This window comes from Cyanobacterium sp. (assembly GCF_054166785.1).
This window is the reverse complement of record NZ_JBSZCP010000009.1, coordinates 26166-43111: the sequence shown is the minus strand read 5'-3', so window position 1 is coordinate 43111 and position 16946 is coordinate 26166. Positions and strand designations below refer to the sequence as shown.

At 40.1% G+C, this 16946-nt stretch carries 16 protein-coding genes; 8 read left to right on the top strand and 8 right to left on the bottom strand.

Annotated features, from left to right (window positions below; genetic code table 11):
* Nucleotides 1-261 precede the first annotated feature (261 nt).
* Nucleotides 262-2181: a 1-deoxy-D-xylulose-5-phosphate synthase gene (gene dxs, locus ACXITR_RS01140; protein ID WP_457995395.1), complete on the bottom strand. Its 1920-nt coding sequence runs from the start codon at nt 2179-2181 to the stop codon at nt 262-264.
* Nucleotides 2182-2467: 286 nt separating this feature from the next.
* Between dxs and ACXITR_RS01135 the strand changes: the two genes are divergently transcribed.
* A complete protein-coding gene (locus tag ACXITR_RS01135; RefSeq protein WP_457995394.1) occupies nt 2468-3883 on the top strand; it encodes a glycosyltransferase in 1416 nt (471 codons plus the stop codon).
* 232 nt (nt 3884-4115) lie between these two features.
* Here the strand turns inward: ACXITR_RS01135 and ACXITR_RS01130 are convergent, their stop codons facing one another.
* The 5 genes from ACXITR_RS01130 to ACXITR_RS01110 form a co-directional block, all read right to left on the bottom strand.
* Nucleotides 4116-4637, bottom strand: a complete 522-nt coding sequence (locus ACXITR_RS01130) for a YqeG family HAD IIIA-type phosphatase (RefSeq protein WP_457995393.1) — start codon at nt 4635-4637, stop codon at nt 4116-4118.
* Nucleotides 4638-4688: 51 nt separating this feature from the next.
* The gene (locus tag ACXITR_RS01125) at nt 4689-6116 is read right to left on the bottom strand and encodes a phosphoglucomutase/phosphomannomutase family protein (RefSeq protein ID WP_457995392.1); all 1428 of its coding nucleotides are present in this window, start codon (nt 6114-6116) and stop codon (nt 4689-4691) included.
* Nucleotides 6117-6211: 95 nt separating this feature from the next.
* The gene (locus ACXITR_RS01120) at nt 6212-7219 is read right to left on the bottom strand and encodes a phosphoribulokinase (RefSeq protein WP_457995391.1); all 1008 of its coding nucleotides are present in this window, start codon (nt 7217-7219) and stop codon (nt 6212-6214) included.
* Between the two features lie 270 nt (nt 7220-7489).
* The gene (gene proC, locus ACXITR_RS01115) at nt 7490-8299 is read right to left on the bottom strand and encodes a pyrroline-5-carboxylate reductase (protein ID WP_457995390.1); all 810 of its coding nucleotides are present in this window, start codon (nt 8297-8299) and stop codon (nt 7490-7492) included.
* Between the two features lie 51 nt (nt 8300-8350).
* Complete coding sequence (locus tag ACXITR_RS01110; protein ID WP_457995389.1) at nt 8351-9079, bottom strand: cell division protein SepF; 729 nt, start codon at nt 9077-9079, stop codon at nt 8351-8353.
* Between the two features lie 172 nt (nt 9080-9251).
* Between ACXITR_RS01110 and ACXITR_RS01105 the strand changes: the two genes are divergently transcribed.
* The gene (locus ACXITR_RS01105; protein WP_457995388.1) at nt 9252-10025 is read left to right on the top strand and encodes a histidine kinase dimerization/phospho-acceptor domain-containing protein; all 774 of its coding nucleotides are present in this window, start codon (nt 9252-9254) and stop codon (nt 10023-10025) included.
* Here the strand turns inward: ACXITR_RS01105 and ACXITR_RS01100 are convergent.
* A complete protein-coding gene (locus tag ACXITR_RS01100; RefSeq protein ID WP_457995387.1) occupies nt 9979-10455 on the bottom strand; it encodes a GNAT family N-acetyltransferase in 477 nt (158 codons plus the stop codon). The genes ACXITR_RS01105 and ACXITR_RS01100 overlap by 47 nt on opposite strands.
* A 268-nt stretch (nt 10456-10723) precedes the next feature.
* On the opposite strand from ACXITR_RS01100, the gene ACXITR_RS01095 reads away from it, so the two are divergent.
* The 3 genes from ACXITR_RS01095 (at nt 10724) to ACXITR_RS01085 (ending at nt 13497) form a co-directional block, all read left to right on the top strand.
* Complete coding sequence (locus ACXITR_RS01095) at nt 10724-11947, top strand: D-alanyl-D-alanine carboxypeptidase (protein ID WP_457995386.1); 1224 nt, start codon at nt 10724-10726, stop codon at nt 11945-11947.
* A 151-nt stretch (nt 11948-12098) separates the two neighbouring features.
* Nucleotides 12099-12446 (top strand): rubredoxin, encoded by a 348-nt coding sequence (locus ACXITR_RS01090; protein WP_457995385.1) that lies wholly within the window; start codon nt 12099-12101, stop codon nt 12444-12446.
* A gap of 31 nt (nt 12447-12477) precedes the next feature.
* Nucleotides 12478-13497 carry a photosynthesis system II assembly factor Ycf48 gene (locus ACXITR_RS01085; RefSeq protein WP_457995384.1) on the top strand — a complete coding sequence of 340 codons (1020 nt, stop codon included), beginning with the start codon at nt 12478-12480 and terminating at the stop codon, nt 13495-13497.
* Between the two features lie 79 nt (nt 13498-13576).
* On the opposite strand, the gene trpB is transcribed toward ACXITR_RS01085, so the two are convergent.
* Entirely contained in the window at nt 13577-14821 is a 1245-nt protein-coding gene (trpB, locus tag ACXITR_RS01080; RefSeq protein WP_457995383.1) for a tryptophan synthase subunit beta, read from the bottom strand.
* 180 nt (nt 14822-15001) lie between these two features.
* Between trpB and ACXITR_RS01075 the strand changes: the two genes are divergently transcribed.
* The 3 genes from ACXITR_RS01075 to ACXITR_RS01065 all read left to right on the top strand — a co-directional run bounded on the left by ACXITR_RS01075 (nt 15002) and on the right by ACXITR_RS01065 (nt 16941).
* Nucleotides 15002-15688, top strand: coding sequence for an MBL fold metallo-hydrolase (locus ACXITR_RS01075; RefSeq protein ID WP_457995382.1), 687 nt, complete (start codon nt 15002-15004; stop codon nt 15686-15688).
* 34 nt (nt 15689-15722) lie between these two features.
* Nucleotides 15723-16055: a rhodanese-like domain-containing protein gene (locus ACXITR_RS01070; RefSeq protein WP_457995381.1), complete on the top strand. Its 333-nt coding sequence runs from the start codon at nt 15723-15725 to the stop codon at nt 16053-16055.
* Nucleotides 16056-16158: 103 nt separating this feature from the next.
* Nucleotides 16159-16941, top strand: coding sequence for a sulfite exporter TauE/SafE family protein (locus tag ACXITR_RS01065; protein ID WP_457995380.1), 783 nt, complete (start codon nt 16159-16161; stop codon nt 16939-16941).
* Nucleotides 16942-16946: the final 5 nt, after the last annotated feature.

The following is a 16946-nucleotide window of genomic DNA, read 5'->3' as shown; positions in this document are numbered from 1 at the left end:
GGAGAAAAGATTTCTTAAACTGAAAAAATATGCTCAATTAAAAGATATGACTATGACACAAATAATTGAGTCATATATTGATCGTATTAGCTTGGACAAGGCACAGGCAGAATAAATTCTGCTACGTTCGTTTTGCCACCCGTTAAAACAGGTGGCTATTTCTCACTCTTTATTCTCGGTATCAAAGAGGCAAGGGGTTTAAACCCCTTGTTAAGAATTTACGAAAACAGGTGGGCATCAACCCACCATCGATACAACTAACTATTTATTAACAGCCATTTCGGGTTTATCACTAAAAAAAGCATCTAAAACCCGTTCAGCAATTTGAGGACTAGTTAAACCTAAATCAGCAAAAGACTGCGCCGGGGTGGCATGATCTACTAAAATATCGGGTACACCGATACGCTTAACAGGTACATTAACATTATGCTCGATTAATGACTCTAGTACAGCAGAACCAAAACCTCCCATAATACAACCTTCTTCGAGGGTGACAACCTTACCTATTTTTTCGGCTAAAGGTACGATTAATTCTGTGTCAAGGGGCTTCACAAAACGGGCATTAATTACCGTTGCTTCCACTCCATGCTCACTCAAAATCTCGGCGGTTTGCATGGCATTATTAACCATGGAACCATAACCAACCAATAAAACATCATCCCCATTACGTAAAATTTCACCCTTACCGATGGGAATTTCTTCCCAGCCTTCTTCGGCTAAAGGTACTCCCAAACCATTACCACGGGGGTAGCGCATGGCGATCGCACTTTCTTTGTATTTAATACCAGTAACAGTCATTCTCTGTAACTCCGCCTCATCCTTCGGTGCCATAATGACCAAATTAGGAATACAACGAAGATAAGCAATATCATACATTCCTTGGTGAGTAGGACCATCGGCCCCCACAATACCAGCCCTGTCTAAACAGAAAAACACAGGAATTTTTTGAATACAGACATCATGGATAATCTGATCATAAGCCCTTTGAAGGAAAGTAGAATAAATAACCGCCACAGGAGTGATGCCCTCACAGGCTAAACCCGCTGCCAAAGTAACCGCATGTTGTTCAGCAATACCGACATCGATATACTGTTTTGGTAACTTCTGCTGTAACTTATCCAAACCCGTACCCGTAGCCATAGCGGCGGTGATACCGATAATATTAGGGTCATTTTCCGCCAAAGTAGTGAGGGTGTGGGCAAAAACCTTAGAATAACTAGGGGGCTTAGGTTTATTAGAGGGAATAGGCTTACCCGTAGTTAGGTTAAAAGGACTTTGGGCATGATAACCCACTTGATCTTTTTCTGCCATGGAATAACCTTTACCCTTGACAGTGACAACATGGACAAATACAGGGCCTTTCACCTTATGGGCTTTATTGAAAGTATTAATTAACTCCCCAATATTATGACCATCCACTGGACCAAAATAAGTGAATCCTAACTCCTCAATTACCGCCCCTACCTTGGGCATCGCCAAGCGTTTCATGGCTTCTTTTAGGTTTTTCATTTCGGGAGAAAGATTTTCACCATCGCCAAAAAATGGGAAATGCTTAAACTGTTCCTCAATGTTACCCGTCAAAAATTGAATGGGGTCAGATAAACGTACTTTATTAAGATAACGGGAAATCGCTCCCACATTAGGAGAAATGGACATTTCATTATCATTCAACACCACCATTAAATTAGTATTGGGTAGATGTCCAGCGTGGTTAATAGCTTCTAATGCCATACCCCCCGTTAAAGCACCATCACCGATGATGGAAACAACCTTAAAATTTTCTCCCTTAGCATCCCTTGCTAAAGCCATTCCTAACCCAGCAGAAATACTCGTAGATGCGTGTCCTGCTCCAAAATGGTCAAATTTATTCTCCGAGCGTTTTAGGTATCCAGCAATGCCATCCTTCTGGCGTAAAGTATGAAAATCGTGGTAACGTCCTGTTAACATTTTATGGGGATAGGCTTGGTGTCCTACATCCCAGATTACTTTGTCTTGTTCTAAGTCTAGGGTATTGTATAGAGCGATGGTTAATTCTACAACTCCGAGTCCGGGGCCTAAATGCCCTCCTGTAGCGGCAATGGTTTCTAGGTGTTTCTCTCGTATTTGTTGGGCAATATCTTCTAGTTGGCGTATGGATAAGCCATGTAGTTGATTTGGGTGAGTAAGTTCGCTTATATGCATTATATTTTGATTCCCCTTTTTTTTCTATCTGCCTTTACTATCTCAGATTAATAGTTCTTTTCTTTATTTTGTCTTAATTTTTGTAATTCTGCTTAAAAATAGAGCAATAATTGAGGGTTACGGAATTTCTAATGTGGGTAAAAGGCAGAAGGCAACGGGCAAAAAGATAATAGTTATTAATTGTTTACTGTTAAGTGCGGAAGGTTTGAATATAATTTTGTGCATAAGTCAAGTTAGAATAGAGAAAATTTTAGGTAAATAGAAGAAAAGGAGCTGATATTTAACTATGCCAGACAAAAAAAACCCAGAAATTGACCCTATTCCCTCATTGTTAGCGGAATTTTCAAGTCCTGAAATAGAAGAAGAGGAGTTTAGAAATGATTTCTTTCAAGGGTTGTCGGGCAGAAGAAAAAAGGCTGCTTTTGCTTTGACTCTTATTTGGGGTGTAACCATTGGCTTACACCTTATTCCTTGGAATATTGCCATCATTGCGTTTTTAGGATTACTGATTGTTTTTCAAACCGTTAGATTAGTTTTTAGCAATCCTACCGATAATCATCTTCCTGCTTTTTCTGATATGGAGACTTTGCCTTCTGTTTCTTTATTGGTGTCTGCCAAAAATGAGGAGGCGGTAATTAAAAAGTTGGTGACGATGTTACTTAATATTGATTATCCCCGTCATCTTTATGAATTTTGGATTGTGGATGATAATAGTGGCGATCGCACTGGTAAAATATTAGATGAGTTAGCCCAAGAATATCCCCAATTAAATGTCATCCACCGAGATAGTTTGGGCAAAGGTGGTAAATCAGGAGCTTTAAACCTCGCTTTTTCTCAGTGTAAAGGGGACATTGTGGGTGTCTTTGATGCGGATGCTGTTATTCCTGAAAATTTATTACAAAAGGTAGTACCCCTATTCGTTCGGGAAAACATCGGCGCAGTGCAGGTAAGAAAAGCTATCTCTAATCTTAAAGAAAATTTTTGGACGAGGGGGCAATGGGTGGAAATGTCCCTGGATAGTTATTTTCAACGCCAAAGAATTAACTGTGGTGGTATCGGGGAATTACGGGGTAATGGACAGTTTGTGCGTCGTGATGCCCTCAATAGTTGCGGTGGGTGGAATGAAGAAACCATTACTGATGATCTTGATCTTACCATTCGTTTACACCTCGACGGTTGGGACATTGATATTTTAGAACATCCTGCGGTGGGGGAAGAAGGGGTAAAAAGTGCGATCGCACTCTGGCACCAAAGAAGCCGTTGGGCAGAAGGGGGTTATCAACGATACTTCGACTATTGGCGCTTTATCCTCAGTAATCGCCTAGGGTGGCGCAAAAAATTTGACCTTATTTTCTTTTTTGTGGTGCAATATATCTTTCCTACCGCAGCCATTCCCGACTTGGTAATGGTACTAACACGCCATCGTATGCCCTTAGTCGCCCCCTTAAGTAGCCTTACCCTATTTCTTGCTTTTTGGGGTATGTACACGGGCTTAAAACGCAGTCAGGAGAAAGAATCATTCACCATGGGGGAACAGTTTACCATCATCGCTCAAAGTTTCCTTGGTATGATTTACATGATTCACTGGTTTATCGTCATGCCCCTGACAACGGCTAGAATGTCTGTGCGCCAAAAACGTCTCAAGTGGGTTAAAACTGTCCATGAGGGTGACAACGAAGAAAACCTAGAGTTAGTGTCTTAAGGCAATATTTTTTAATTTGTTTTTCATAAAAAGTATAAAGGACATTCTGCCGTAGCAAAATGTCCCGCTTTTTTTATATGGGTTTATATATACTTAAGGTCTTTATATAAGCTGACCTCAATTTATCTTCGAGAACTATAATTACATATATCTAAAGTTTTCTTAATTTTCTTAATATTTATTTAATGTTTATTTTCGGAAAATGAATAAATAATAAGAAATGTTACAAACATCAACTTTTGTAAACAGAAACTCCGATTTTTTGAGATAACCAAACCTCAAAATTACGAATAGAAAATAAAGGTTTTTTGGACATTTCAGTGCTTTCCATGGGTTCCACAAAAACCGTAAACATCCCTAAACGATTTCCCGCCAATACGTCCGTAAATAATCTATCTCCTACCATGGCAACCCTATCCACAGGATGATTCATCGCATCAACCGCTTGACGGAGTTTTTTTCGAGATGGTTTTCTTGCTCCAAAAATAAAAGGAACATCTAAACTAGATGCGATCGCACTTATGCGACTTTTACTAAGATTATTACTCACCAACCATAAATCCACCAAAGGACGCACTTGGGAAATCCATTCCCTTAATTCAGGAGAAATGGTACTTTGCTTAAAAGGTACAAGGGTTTCATCCACATCCAACACTAAACCTTTTAAACCATACTTTTGGATTATAGAAGGACTTAATTTCGTCACCACATCACCCAAAACTAAATCAGGTTGCAATAAAAGAGATTTTGACATAAAAAATGTACGATCGGTTTGCTATGTTTAATTTATAAGATTAACAACGCCCTAACTAAACTCCTGCCTAGCCCAATTAAGATTATCATGGACAGCCTTTAAAGATGGTGCTTCAGAATATAACCGTAATAAAGGCTCAGTGCCACTGAAACGTATCAATAACCAACTATCATCCTCAAGACGATATTTGTAACCATCAATGGTAAGACAATCTACCACCTTTTTTCCTGCAATTTCCTCTAACGGTTTACTAGCTAAAGTTTCTTGTAATTGATTTTTTTGCGCCATACTAGCTAAAGTTAAATCAATACGGTCATACTCAGAAATAAAATTAGTCTTTCCCTGTAACTCTCTATATAACTGCCCAATGCCTTTATCTGACTGTACCATGGCTTCAAGGACATATAAGGCCGATAAAAGCGCATCTCGCTCAGGAATATGGGTACCATAACCCACTCCCCCAGATTCTTCACCCCCCACTAAAACTTGGGTTGTCAACATTTTCTCGGCAATGTATTTATAACCAATGGGTGTCTCCGAGAGGGGAATATTAAACAACTGCGCCACCTTCGGTATTAAATCCGAACCACTAACGGTTTTAACAATCTCACCATCAAATCCTTTTCTTTTGGCTAAATGTTCAATAAAAAGAGGGATCAAAATTTGTGTACTACAATAATTTCCCTGCTCATCTACCGCCGCAATGCGATCGCAATCTCCATCAAACACTAAACCCACCCTAAGGGCATCAGAATGAGTTTTACCCCTTTCTTTAACCTGACGAAACAACTCAGGAATATAACGAGCTAAAGGCTCAGGAGCATTACCCCCAAACAAAGGATCTCGATGGGCATTTATTTCATTAACACTACATCCCAAAATTCGACTCAAGCCCGTAGAAGCCGCACCGTGCATCACATCCACCACCAAATCTAACCTACCCGCAGAAATTGCCTCCACAATGGCAGACACATCCACCAAACTAGCTAACTGCTTTGTGTAACTATCCCAAGGGTCAAACTTTGTAATACTACCCACCTCGGACGGTTTTGGTAAATCACTATCCAATAAAGCCTCAATCTTGCTCGTTACATCTCCTGAAACCGAACCCCCAAAAGCCCCCTTAACCTTCAACCCTAAATATTGAGCAGGATTATGACTAGCCGTCAACACCAAAGCCCCTAAAGCATCCTGACTAAAAGCCGCCCAGCTAAAAGCGGGAGTAGGGGCATAACTATCAGCCAATAACACATCGTAACCGTATTCCTGCAAAGCCTCCGAGGCTACCAAAGCAAAATCTTCAGCCAAAAAACGGCGATCAAAACCCACCACCATCAACTTATTATGGGGTTTTTCTTCCTGTAATACCTTTGCACAAATAGGGGCTAATTTTGCCACCCTTTCCATGGTAAAGTCAGCGGCAATTATTCCCCGCCATCCATCCGTACCAAATTTAATCGGACTAGCTTGAAAAGGCATAAAAACAAATTAAAATTGATGATTTATAGATATATATTAATAACTCATTTCACCAGAAAAATTACCTAACACTTAAAACCTAAACCTAAATTTAATTACACTTGAGCTACTTTTTCAGCTTGACTATTAGCTACAGTACCAGTAATTTTTTCGTAGGTTTCACGCATTTTTAGACCTACTAAAACTTGGAATAAACCAGTACCATTATTAGAACCGGGGTACTCTTTATGTTTTAATAATAACTCAGTCATTTCGCCATAGTATTTAGTACCAGTGCGGCTAAGATGACTTTCAACATAAATCATTTCTTCTAAATTGTCGAACTGACCATCAATTTCAAGGATAGAAACTTCATTACCCATGTAGTTATCAGGTCCATAATACATTTTTAAACCAGGATAAGAACAGGTGAGTTTACGTCCGCAGGGGCGCCAGTCAATGGTAGAACCTTCATCAAATAAGTAGGTAGGATCAAAGTGTTCGATACCTTCTTTTTCGATTAAACGAACTCTTAAAATTTTACCTTCTTTTTCCTCAATTAATTGGGTAGGTAATACTTGGATAACAATGTCTGCATATTGCTTTTGAGGCTCAATATAAGCGGTAAAATCTGGTTTTCTAGCATTGATAGAAGCCACAACGTCATCATAGGTATGACCTCTTTCGGCCATGTCACGTTGAATTTTCCACTGAATTTTTACTTCTTCGCTAATGTCGAGGTAAACGCTGAAGTCAACTAATTCTCTAACTCTTGCATCGAAAAGGGGATGTAAGCCCTCGATAACAATTACTTTGTTGGGTTCGATTCTTTCAGGAGGATCTAATTCTCCAGTCTCATGGTTATAAATAGGTTTATCAATAGCTTGACCATTTTTTAAGGCTTTAATTTGTTCCGCCATTAAGTCGAAGTTATTGGCTTTAGGATTCAAAGCTGTGACCCCTGCTACTTTTCTACCTTTGCGGTCTAGGCTATGATAGTCATCAAGACAGATAACGGTCATAAATTCTTTGCCGAATAGGTCTTCTAGGCGACGTAAAAAGGTTGATTTACCGCAGCCAGAGTCTCCAGCTACTCCAATAATTACTACTTTATCTTGAGTCATTTTTCCTCTATATGTGAAACTAATATACTTTATATAAGTAATCTTGCTATTGATTGTTATCTTATCAGTCAATTGCACACTATTCTATATCTAATTGTTTCGTTTATTAATCTTTATTTTGGAAACAGGAATTGAACAATTGAAAATTGAGAATAGATAATATAGCAACTATTATGGTTATGAAATAAAAAGTTCCTCCCCTAAATCTTCATTAATTAATAAGGGGGACTTGAAAATGATTAATGGTCTTTCACCTATTTCCCCAGATCATTAACCATTTAACTCTTGAGATCTTTCCTTAGCGGCTTTTACGGCTTCTATCAGGGCGTGACGAAAACCATTTTTTTCTAGCTGAGAAACCCCTGCAATGGTGGTACCCCCTGGGCTAGTAACTTGGTCTTTTAAGATGGCAGGATGGAGTTGTTTAGTTTTGATTAATTCTGCGGTACCTAGCACCGTTTGTAATGCTAGTTGAGAGGCTATGGCACGGGGTAAGCCCACCGCCACACCGCCATCGCTTAGAGCCTCTATCATCACGGCTACAAAAGCCGGACCAGAGCCTGATAATCCTGTCACTGCGTCCATTTGATATTCTGGCACTTCTATCACTTCGCCAATGGCGTTAAATATGGATAGGGCTATGGTTAAATCATCTTTACTTACTTTATCATTAGGGGCGATCGCACTCATTCCTTTACCCACCAAAGCAGGGGTATTGGGCATCACTCGAATCACTCCCGAATGAGTAAAAACCGACTCCAACTTCTCCAAAGAAGTACCAGCCAAAATAGAAAGGACTAAACGAGGGGCCTTAGCAGAGTTTGCCCCATCCAACTCCTTCCCTACCAATGAAAATATTTGAGGTTTAATGGCCAAAAGTAAAACCTCGCAATGGTCAAAAAGTTCTTGATTACTATTAGTTGTTGCTACCCCATAACTATTTTGCCAATATTCTCGGCGAGAGATTTGGGGTTCACTAATTTGTATTTGATGGGATTGGTATATTTTTTTTTCTAACAGGCAGGAGATGATAGCCTCAGCCATCACACCCCCACCAATAACGCCTAGTTGATAAGACACAGAATAAATAATTACTATACTTCTTGGATTATAAAAAAGCTGAAAACTCGACTATTGAGCCAAGGGGGAAGATAAATCAGGTAAAGGGGTATTACTCCAGAGATTATCAGAGAAATTGCTAGAAGTAAAATCATCAGAGATGCCATTCTCCTGTTTCTTACCCACACTAGAAGCCCCCTTAGAGTTAGTTACATGGACATTTCTGGGGGTAAAAAGGAAAATAGATTCTCCCACCCTTTCACAGTTACCATCAAGGGCTGCGGTACCTCCCGTAACGAAATCTACAGCCCTCTGAGCTTCATAGGATTCCATTAAATTTAAGTTTAGTACAACAGTTCTTTGTTGTTTTAATAATTTGATTACTTCTGATGCTTGTTCAAAGGTATGAGGCTCAAAGATTTCAATTTCATTCATGGTGGTGTTAACTCCGGGTAATCCAACTACATTGCTAGGGAAACGACTAGACATTCTACTATTTTGCTCCATATCTAAATCATGATTACTATCCATATCCATGGAAGGTGTATGACGGCGACGACGACTAAAAGAAGGGGAAGGATTGATGGTTGTGTTTTCTCTGCGGGGTTTAATCCTTTGTTGTAGCAATAACTCAGAATTTTCCTGCTCCTCTTCTTCTTCTATTTCCTCGGACATCATTTCTTCCATTTCTTCTTCATAAGGACTGTAATTATCCTCCTCCTCAAAGGAATCATAATCTCGATTAGGTCCATTGACAATATTTTTTAGTTTTTCTAAGCCGCCAAAAATTTTCTGTCTCACTGCTTTAACTTTAGTTACAACGTTTGTATGATGATAGCTATTTTTGCTTAATAACAAAAACTTACTTAAGATTAAATCATAAAATGGAATTAGTTACTTTTTTCATGATTAACTTACTATAAAAGTAAGACTTTTTTTGCATAGTAGAAAACTTTTTTAAATCTATATAGTTATGAATGAAAATACATCCTTAGCTCAAAAACTAAAAGAAGCTCAAATTGCTTATCATAATGCTTCGTTGTACGCTCGTTTTCAAGCTGGTTTTTTAGGAAGGGTGTCCCACGAAATTCGATCGCCCCTAGGTAGTTTAATGAGTATTCATCAGCTGATTTTGAATGATTTATGTGAAAGTGAAGAGGAAGAAAGACAGTTTATTGCGGAAGCCTATGAGTACGGCAAAAAGTTAATGAATATGTTGGATGAATTGATTGAAATTTCTAAACTAGAAGCGGGAAAATTTGAGCTAGAGTTAACCCCCCTCAAATGTCTTGATTTTTTTACTTTTGTGCAAAAGAGAATGAAAATGCAAGGGGCTAATCGGAATGTAGTTTTAGATGTGGCGATGGTGGATGAAAGTTTAACTATTTTAGCAGACCGTGAAAAGTTGGCCCAGGCACTTTTTTACTGGTTAGAAGTAGCTATGGATATTAGTCAGTTAGGCACTATTACCCTCGGGGCAGATTCTCAAGCCCCTGCCCATTATTCAAGGATTACCCTCCACTTTCCTTTTTGTAATCAGGAGTTTAATGAGTCTAGCCGATTTGATGAGTTATCTTTCCATGAGCAAGGGGGTATGGAGACTCCCCCAATGTTGTCTGATGGTGCAAAAATTACCGTTGCCCAAAGTTTAATTAATTTAATGGGGGGGCAATGTCGCATGGGGGAAGGGACGGACAAAACTACCTGTTTAGAGATATTTCTTCCCAATTGTGAGACTGTTGCATGAGGTCTTCTGGGTTAGGATAGGTATTATGTAAAACCATGGTGGTAGTTTGGTTTTCGACAAAGCCGATTCTTTGATAAAATTTTTGTTGATGGGTGGTGGTGAGATAGATTCTTTCAACTCTATTAAGGAGAGGATGACTAATTAAGGTTTCTACTAATTTTCGTCCTAATCCTAGTCCTTGATATTCCTCGTCAATTACCACATCCCAGATGGTGGCTCGATAAATGCCATCGGAGGTGGCCCTGGCACTACCGATAAGTTTTTGATTATCCCACACTGAGATTACTGGATTACTATGGGCGATCGCAATGGCTAAATCTTCAAGGGAACGGTTTTTTGTCCAAAAAGCATTTTTTCGATAGAGAGTTAGTAATTGATTTAGGTCAATTTTTTCTTTATCGGTACAAAATTTGATGTGACTACAATCCATTTTGATTTCCTCCCTACCATTGAGATGTGAAAAATATTAAACGAAAAACAATGGTAATAACCCTCTAACTTAAATTGTTTTCTTTTCTATCTTGGGGGTGAATTTAACTGATAGATTAGATGTAAAAACAGTTTAGAAGAATCTGATTAACCTTTGTGAAAGTAATGGTAGCAAATATTATCAAGTCTGTACCAGAATAAAAATCAAGATGTCTTTGAATGATGACAAACTGAGCAATACTAATTAAAATTAACAAAAAAATAAAGAGATGTTTTTTGGATTGTTAACGATTCTCTCTGGTTGGTTTAATTTTTTCCCCACTTCCCATCAAGTGCCTTTAATTCCTTGGCATGAGGCTTCTATTTTTCAGCTACCCACGGAAGGGGATGAGCAAGTAGATATAATTTTTGAGGGATATTTGCAGGGGTTAGAAAGTCGAAATATACCCCTTAATCAACAGGGTATCTGGATTCAAACCCATTGGGCAACTTTGGCGGATAATCGGGGTAAAACCCTTGCCCCGGCGGCTTCTATTACTAAGGTGGCAACGACTTTGGCGGCTTTAGATAACTGGTCGGTGGATCATCGTTTTTTGACTAAAATTTACACCACAGGAGTTATTGATGGGGGAACATTACAGGGGGATTTGATTGTGGAAGCGGGGGGAGACCCTTTTTTTGTGTGGGAAGATGCGATCGCCCTTGCTAATAAAATTCAAGAATTGGGCATCGAAACTGTTACGGGGAATCTCATCATAGTGGGTAATTGGCAGATGAATTTTAAAGAAAATAACCGCACCTCTGGGGATGACTTACGACGGGCTTTTAATAGTCAAAACTGGAATTATACGGTAGAAACCCAGTATCAAAATATGGAAAATGCCCCCCCACGCCCCCAATTAGCCATCCAAGGGGAAAATATTTTCCGTGACAGTTTACCCCCCCAAGCCAATGCTTTATATACCCATCCATCAAAATCTCTCCAAGAAATTCTCAGGGCGATGAATCTTTATAGTAATAATTTTATTGCCGATAACCTTGCTCAAAAAATAGGAGGAGGACAACAACTAAGTGCGATCGCCTCTAAACTAAGTAATGTACCCCCCGAAGAAATCCAATTAATAAACGGATCAGGATTGGGGGTAGATAATCGCATGTCACCCCGGGCAGCCTGTAGAATCCTCATTGCCATCGAACAAAAAATAAAACCAGATAACCTCACCATCGCCGACTTATTCCCCGTATCAGGCATCGATGAAGGAACAATAAAAGATCGGAACATTCCATCGGGCATACCCGTTAAAACAGGATCCCTAGCCGTTGTCAGTGCCTTATCAGGGGCGATCGACACCCAAGAACGAGAAACCGTCTATTTTGCCATCATGAACTACGCTAACGGCTTAGACGACCTCAGAAATCGCCAAGATCAACTATTAACTGACCTAAGCAACCATTGGCAAATCAAACCCATATTACCCACCTCGACGAGATAAATTATGAGTTATTCACTCCAAAAATTCAAAAAAACCAATACTAAATTAATCAAAATCTAATTATCCATCGTCAATTGTTCATTGTCAATTGTTAACTCCCCTTTTTATGTAATAATTCTTAAAGAACTTTTAAGATTTCTAAAATAAAGCCATGAGTGAAGCCGCCAACGAAAAAACTCTTGCCGAACAAGCACCCCCGAGTTATGAATGTCGTTCCTGTGGATATAGGTATGTTCCCTCCAAAGGAGATGCTAAAAGTGAAACCCCAGCAGGTACATTATTTACCGACTTACCCAAAACTTGGAGATGCCCCATATGTGGCGCTCGCAAAACCGCCTTTGTAAACATTGGAGCCACCGATGCCCCCTCAGGATTTGCTGAAAACTTAGAATATGGCTTTGGAGTCAATAACTTAACCCCCGGACAAAAAAATCTCCTAATTTTCGGAGCATTATTCGTAGGATTTCTATTGTTTTTGAGTCTTTATACCTTAGGTTAGACTAAATTTAAAATATATTATGGAATTAAAAATGAACTTATTATTAAATAAGCTAAAACAAATTATTGTAGTTATCACAGTCAGCTTATTATGTGTAAGCTGTGCCGTGGCAAACAACCTCAGTAGTAACCCATGGGATGTAATTACCCTAGATACCGATGCCATCTTAGCCGACATTGCCTTTACCGACGACTCCAACCATGGATGGTTAGTAGGTACAAAAGCCAGTCTCTTTGAAACCCTTGACGGTGGAGACACTTGGCAAGAAAAAATCATCGAGCTAGGGGAAGAAAAAATTAACTTTAACGGTGTCAGCTTCTACGGCGAAGAAGGCTGGATTTCCGGTGAGCCATTCATTCTTCTACACACCACCGATGGTGGCAAAAACTGGGAAAGAATTCCCCTCAGTGATCAACTCCCCGGATTACCCTACGGTGTAACCGCCCTTGCCCCCAATACCGCTGAAATGATTACTAACCTTGGTGCTATCTATAAAACCAGCGATGGTGGTAAAACTTGGAAAGCATTGGTAGAAGGTGCGGTGGGTGTTGCCCGTAACGTCAGTCGCTCCCCCAGTGGAAAATATGTAGCAGTCAGTGCTAGGGGTAATTTTTATTCTACTTGGGTCCCCGGAGACACCGAATGGACTCCCCATTTACGCAACTCCTCCCGCCGTTTACAAAATATGGGCTTTTTTGATGATGAAAGACTCTGGTTAATCGCTAGGGGTGGACGCATTCAATTAACTAGCTCTGCTGATTTTGAAGATTGGCAAGATGTCATTACCCCTGAATATTCCACCAGTTGGGGATTTTTAGATTTAGGTACCCGTGAGAATGAAATTTGGTTAGCAGGGGGTAGTGGAAACCTTTTAGTTAGTAACGATAGCGGTGAAACTTGGTTTAAAGATAGAGAAGTGGAGGATGTTCCTTCTAATTTATATCGCATCGTTTTCCCCAGTCCAGAGCAAGGTTTTGTTTTAGGACAACAGGGAGTTTTGTTAAAGTACAACCCAGACAATGCACCTGCTGATTTTGCCCAAGAAGCCTAAGCAATGGACAATTAACCATTAAATTTTCTAGTCAATAACAGGATATAAAAAAAGGTGGGCATTGCCCACCCTACAGATTCTATAAATCAATCCCTTCAATATGACAAGCGACGGTTTGAACATCTTTATCACCACGACCAGAAGAATTAATCACAATTTTGGGACTACCTTCTAGGGCAGGGCATAATTTGTCAAGGTAAGCAAAAGCGTGGGCAGTTTCCAAAGCTGGAATAATTCCCTCTAACTTACAAAGGAGTTGGAAAGCATCGAGCGCCTCTTGATCGGTAACACTGTAATATTCGGCTCTACCTTCATCTTTCAAATAACTATGCTCAGGGCCTACTCCTGGATAGTCTAACCCTGCACTGATGGAATGGGCTTCGGTAACTTGTCCATCTTGATCTTGTAATAAATAACTCATGGCACCATGTAATACCCCAGGTTGTCCTGCGGTGAGGGTGGCGGCGTGTTTTCCAGAGTTTACCCCACTCCCTGCGGCTTCGATACCAATTAAACGCACGGAGCTATCTTTAACAAATTCATAAAATAAACCCATGGCATTAGAACCTCCCCCCACACAAGCGAGGAGAATATCAGGTAAACCGCCCCATTTTTCTTGGCACTGTTCACGGGTTTCCACACCGATTACCGCATGAAAATCCCTTACCATCATGGGATAAGGATGGGGACCGGCGACGGAGCCGAGAATATAATGGGTATGCTCTACGTTTGTTACCCAGTCTCTGATGGCTTCTGAGGTGGCATCCTTGAGAGTTCCTGTACCTGCGGAAACGGGCTGGACGGTAGCCCCTAAAAGACGCATCCTAAAGACGTTTAATTTTTGGCGTTCCATGTCTTCTACGCCCATGTAGATTACACATTCTAAACCAAAACGTGCGCACACGGTGGCGGTGGCTACCCCATGTTGTCCTGCTCCTGTTTCGGCGATAATTCTTTGTTTGCCCATGCGTTTAGCTAATAAGACTTGCCCGAGGGCATTATTAATTTTATGGGCGCCTGTGTGGTTAAGATCTTCTCTTTTTAAGTAAATTTGTGGCCCTGTGCCATCGGCTTTGGCGTAGTGTTGGGTAAGTCTTTCGGCGAAATAGAGGGGGCTGGATCTACCAACGTAGTCCTTTAGTAGTTGGTTTAATTCTTGGTTAAATTCGGGATCGTTTTTGTATTGGTTGTAAGCGGTTTCTAGTTCGCTAAGGGCTGGCATGAGGGTTTCGGGAACGTATTTTCCGCCGTATTTGCCGAAGCGCCCGAAGTTGTCTGGTACTCGAATAGAATGATTGCTAGGTCTTATGGGTGTGGTGGTCACGGTCTTTATTTTTTATAGTATTTTTCCTTATATCATTATCGTACATCATGACCTAGAATCAATGACCCATGGACAATTTAAAGGTCAAAATCCTTAGGATTCAAAAAAGTTCATTAAACATATAACGAAATAGTAAAATAGTTATATAATAGAATGAGTAACTAAAAAAAAGAGATCAAGATGTTATTTCGTCAATTATTTGATCAAGACACATGGACTTATACTTACCTCATTGCCAATCCTGATACAAAGGAAGCGGTATTGGTAGATCCTGTAATTGAGCAGGTAGAAAGGGATTTGAAGTTGATACAGGAGTTGGGTTTAACTCTCAAATATTGCATTGAAACCCATGTTCATGCAGACCACATTACGGGTACTGGTAAAATGCGGGAGTTGACTGGTTGTAAAGGATTAGTACCAGAAAAGGCTCAAGTAAATTGTGCCGATCGCCACTTGGTCGATAATGAAGTGGTCATGGTGGGTGATATAGAAATCAGAGCGATCGCCGCTCCGGGGCATACAGACTGCCATTTTGCCTATTTAGTGAATGATACCCATTTACTCACTGGGGATGCTTTATTTATCCGTGGTTGCGGTCGTACCGACTTCCAAAGTGGGGATGCAGGAATGCTTTACGATACCATTACCGAGCGTTTCTTTACCCTTGCTGACGATGTTTTAGTATATCCAGGCCATGATTACCGAGGACATATGGTGTCCACCATTGCGGAAGAAAAAGCCCACAATCCCCGCATCAGTGGCAAGGAAAGGAATGAATTTATCGAACTAATGGATAACCTTGATTTACCCAATCCTCACAAAATCATGGAAGCCGTACCTGCCAATCAACTTTGTGGCAAAGTTTAGAACAATTTTTGTAAACCATACCCAAAACAGAATTATGATCATTGCTAATATCATCCAATCTCAGTATCAACTCATTACTCCCCAAGAATTAGAGCAAAGGATGAAAAACAATTCCGTAGTTTTAATTGATGTGCGAGAAAAAGATGAATATCAAGAAGGACATATTCCGGGGGCATTACTAAAACCTCTCTCCGAATTTCGTGCCAAAGAGTTAGCATCCTATCCTAATATCGTCCTCTATTGTCGTTCTGGGAAGCGTTCTCACACCGCCGCCGAAAAATTGATCGAAGCAGGACTCACTACCATAACCGAGCTACAAGGGGGCATATCTGCATGGCAACAAGCTCATTTTCCCGTGGTGGCTTAAGGACATTTATCAGCTTGATTAAACACCATCAAACCCCTTTCAATATTAGATCAGAGAATATCTTTATTATCAATTATCCATTCTCAACTATCAATTACTTTAAATGCGCTTAACCTTTGGATTAATACTTGCCATCATCATCGGACTTAGTTTAGGCTTAATCGGTGGTGGTGGTTCAATTTTGGCCGTGCCAATCCTTCGTTATGTTATGGGGGTGGAGCCTCGCAGTGCGATCGCCATGAGCCTTTTTATTGTAGGCGTGGTGAGTCTTATCGGTATCATTCCCCACTGGCGACAAGGTAACGTCAACTTTCCCGTAGCCATTAGTTTTATTCCCCCTGCCATGGTAGGCTCTTTTCTGGGGGCTAGAATTACCCAGTTACCCTTCATTACCGATACAATCCAGTTGGTTGCCTTTGGAATTGTCATGCTCTTGGCTAGTCTTTTGATGATAAAAAAAAGCAGTGGTAAGCCATCAGAAAAAGAAATAACTCCCGAAACAGTAAAACCTGTTAGTCAAGATAAAACTAAGAAGATTCTTTTCACCATTGTAGAAGGTCTAGTGGTCGGTATTTTAACGGGATTTGTAGGAGTCGGGGGAGGCTTTTTGATTATTCCAGCCCTTGTTTTAGCTGGTGGTATTCCCATGAAAGAAGCCGTCGGCACGTCCTTATTAATTATTGCCACGAAATCTGCCAGTGCTTTTGTGGGTTATTTAACATTAGTTAATATTGATTGGATGTTAACCATTGGCTTTACTTTGGCGGCCAGTGTAGGGATTGTTTTTGGCTCTTATTTAAGTAAAAAAATTGATGCTAAATATCTACAAAAAGGGTTTGGTTATTTTGTTTTAGTAGTGGCAATATTTGTTTTAATTGCTAGATAGGTTAA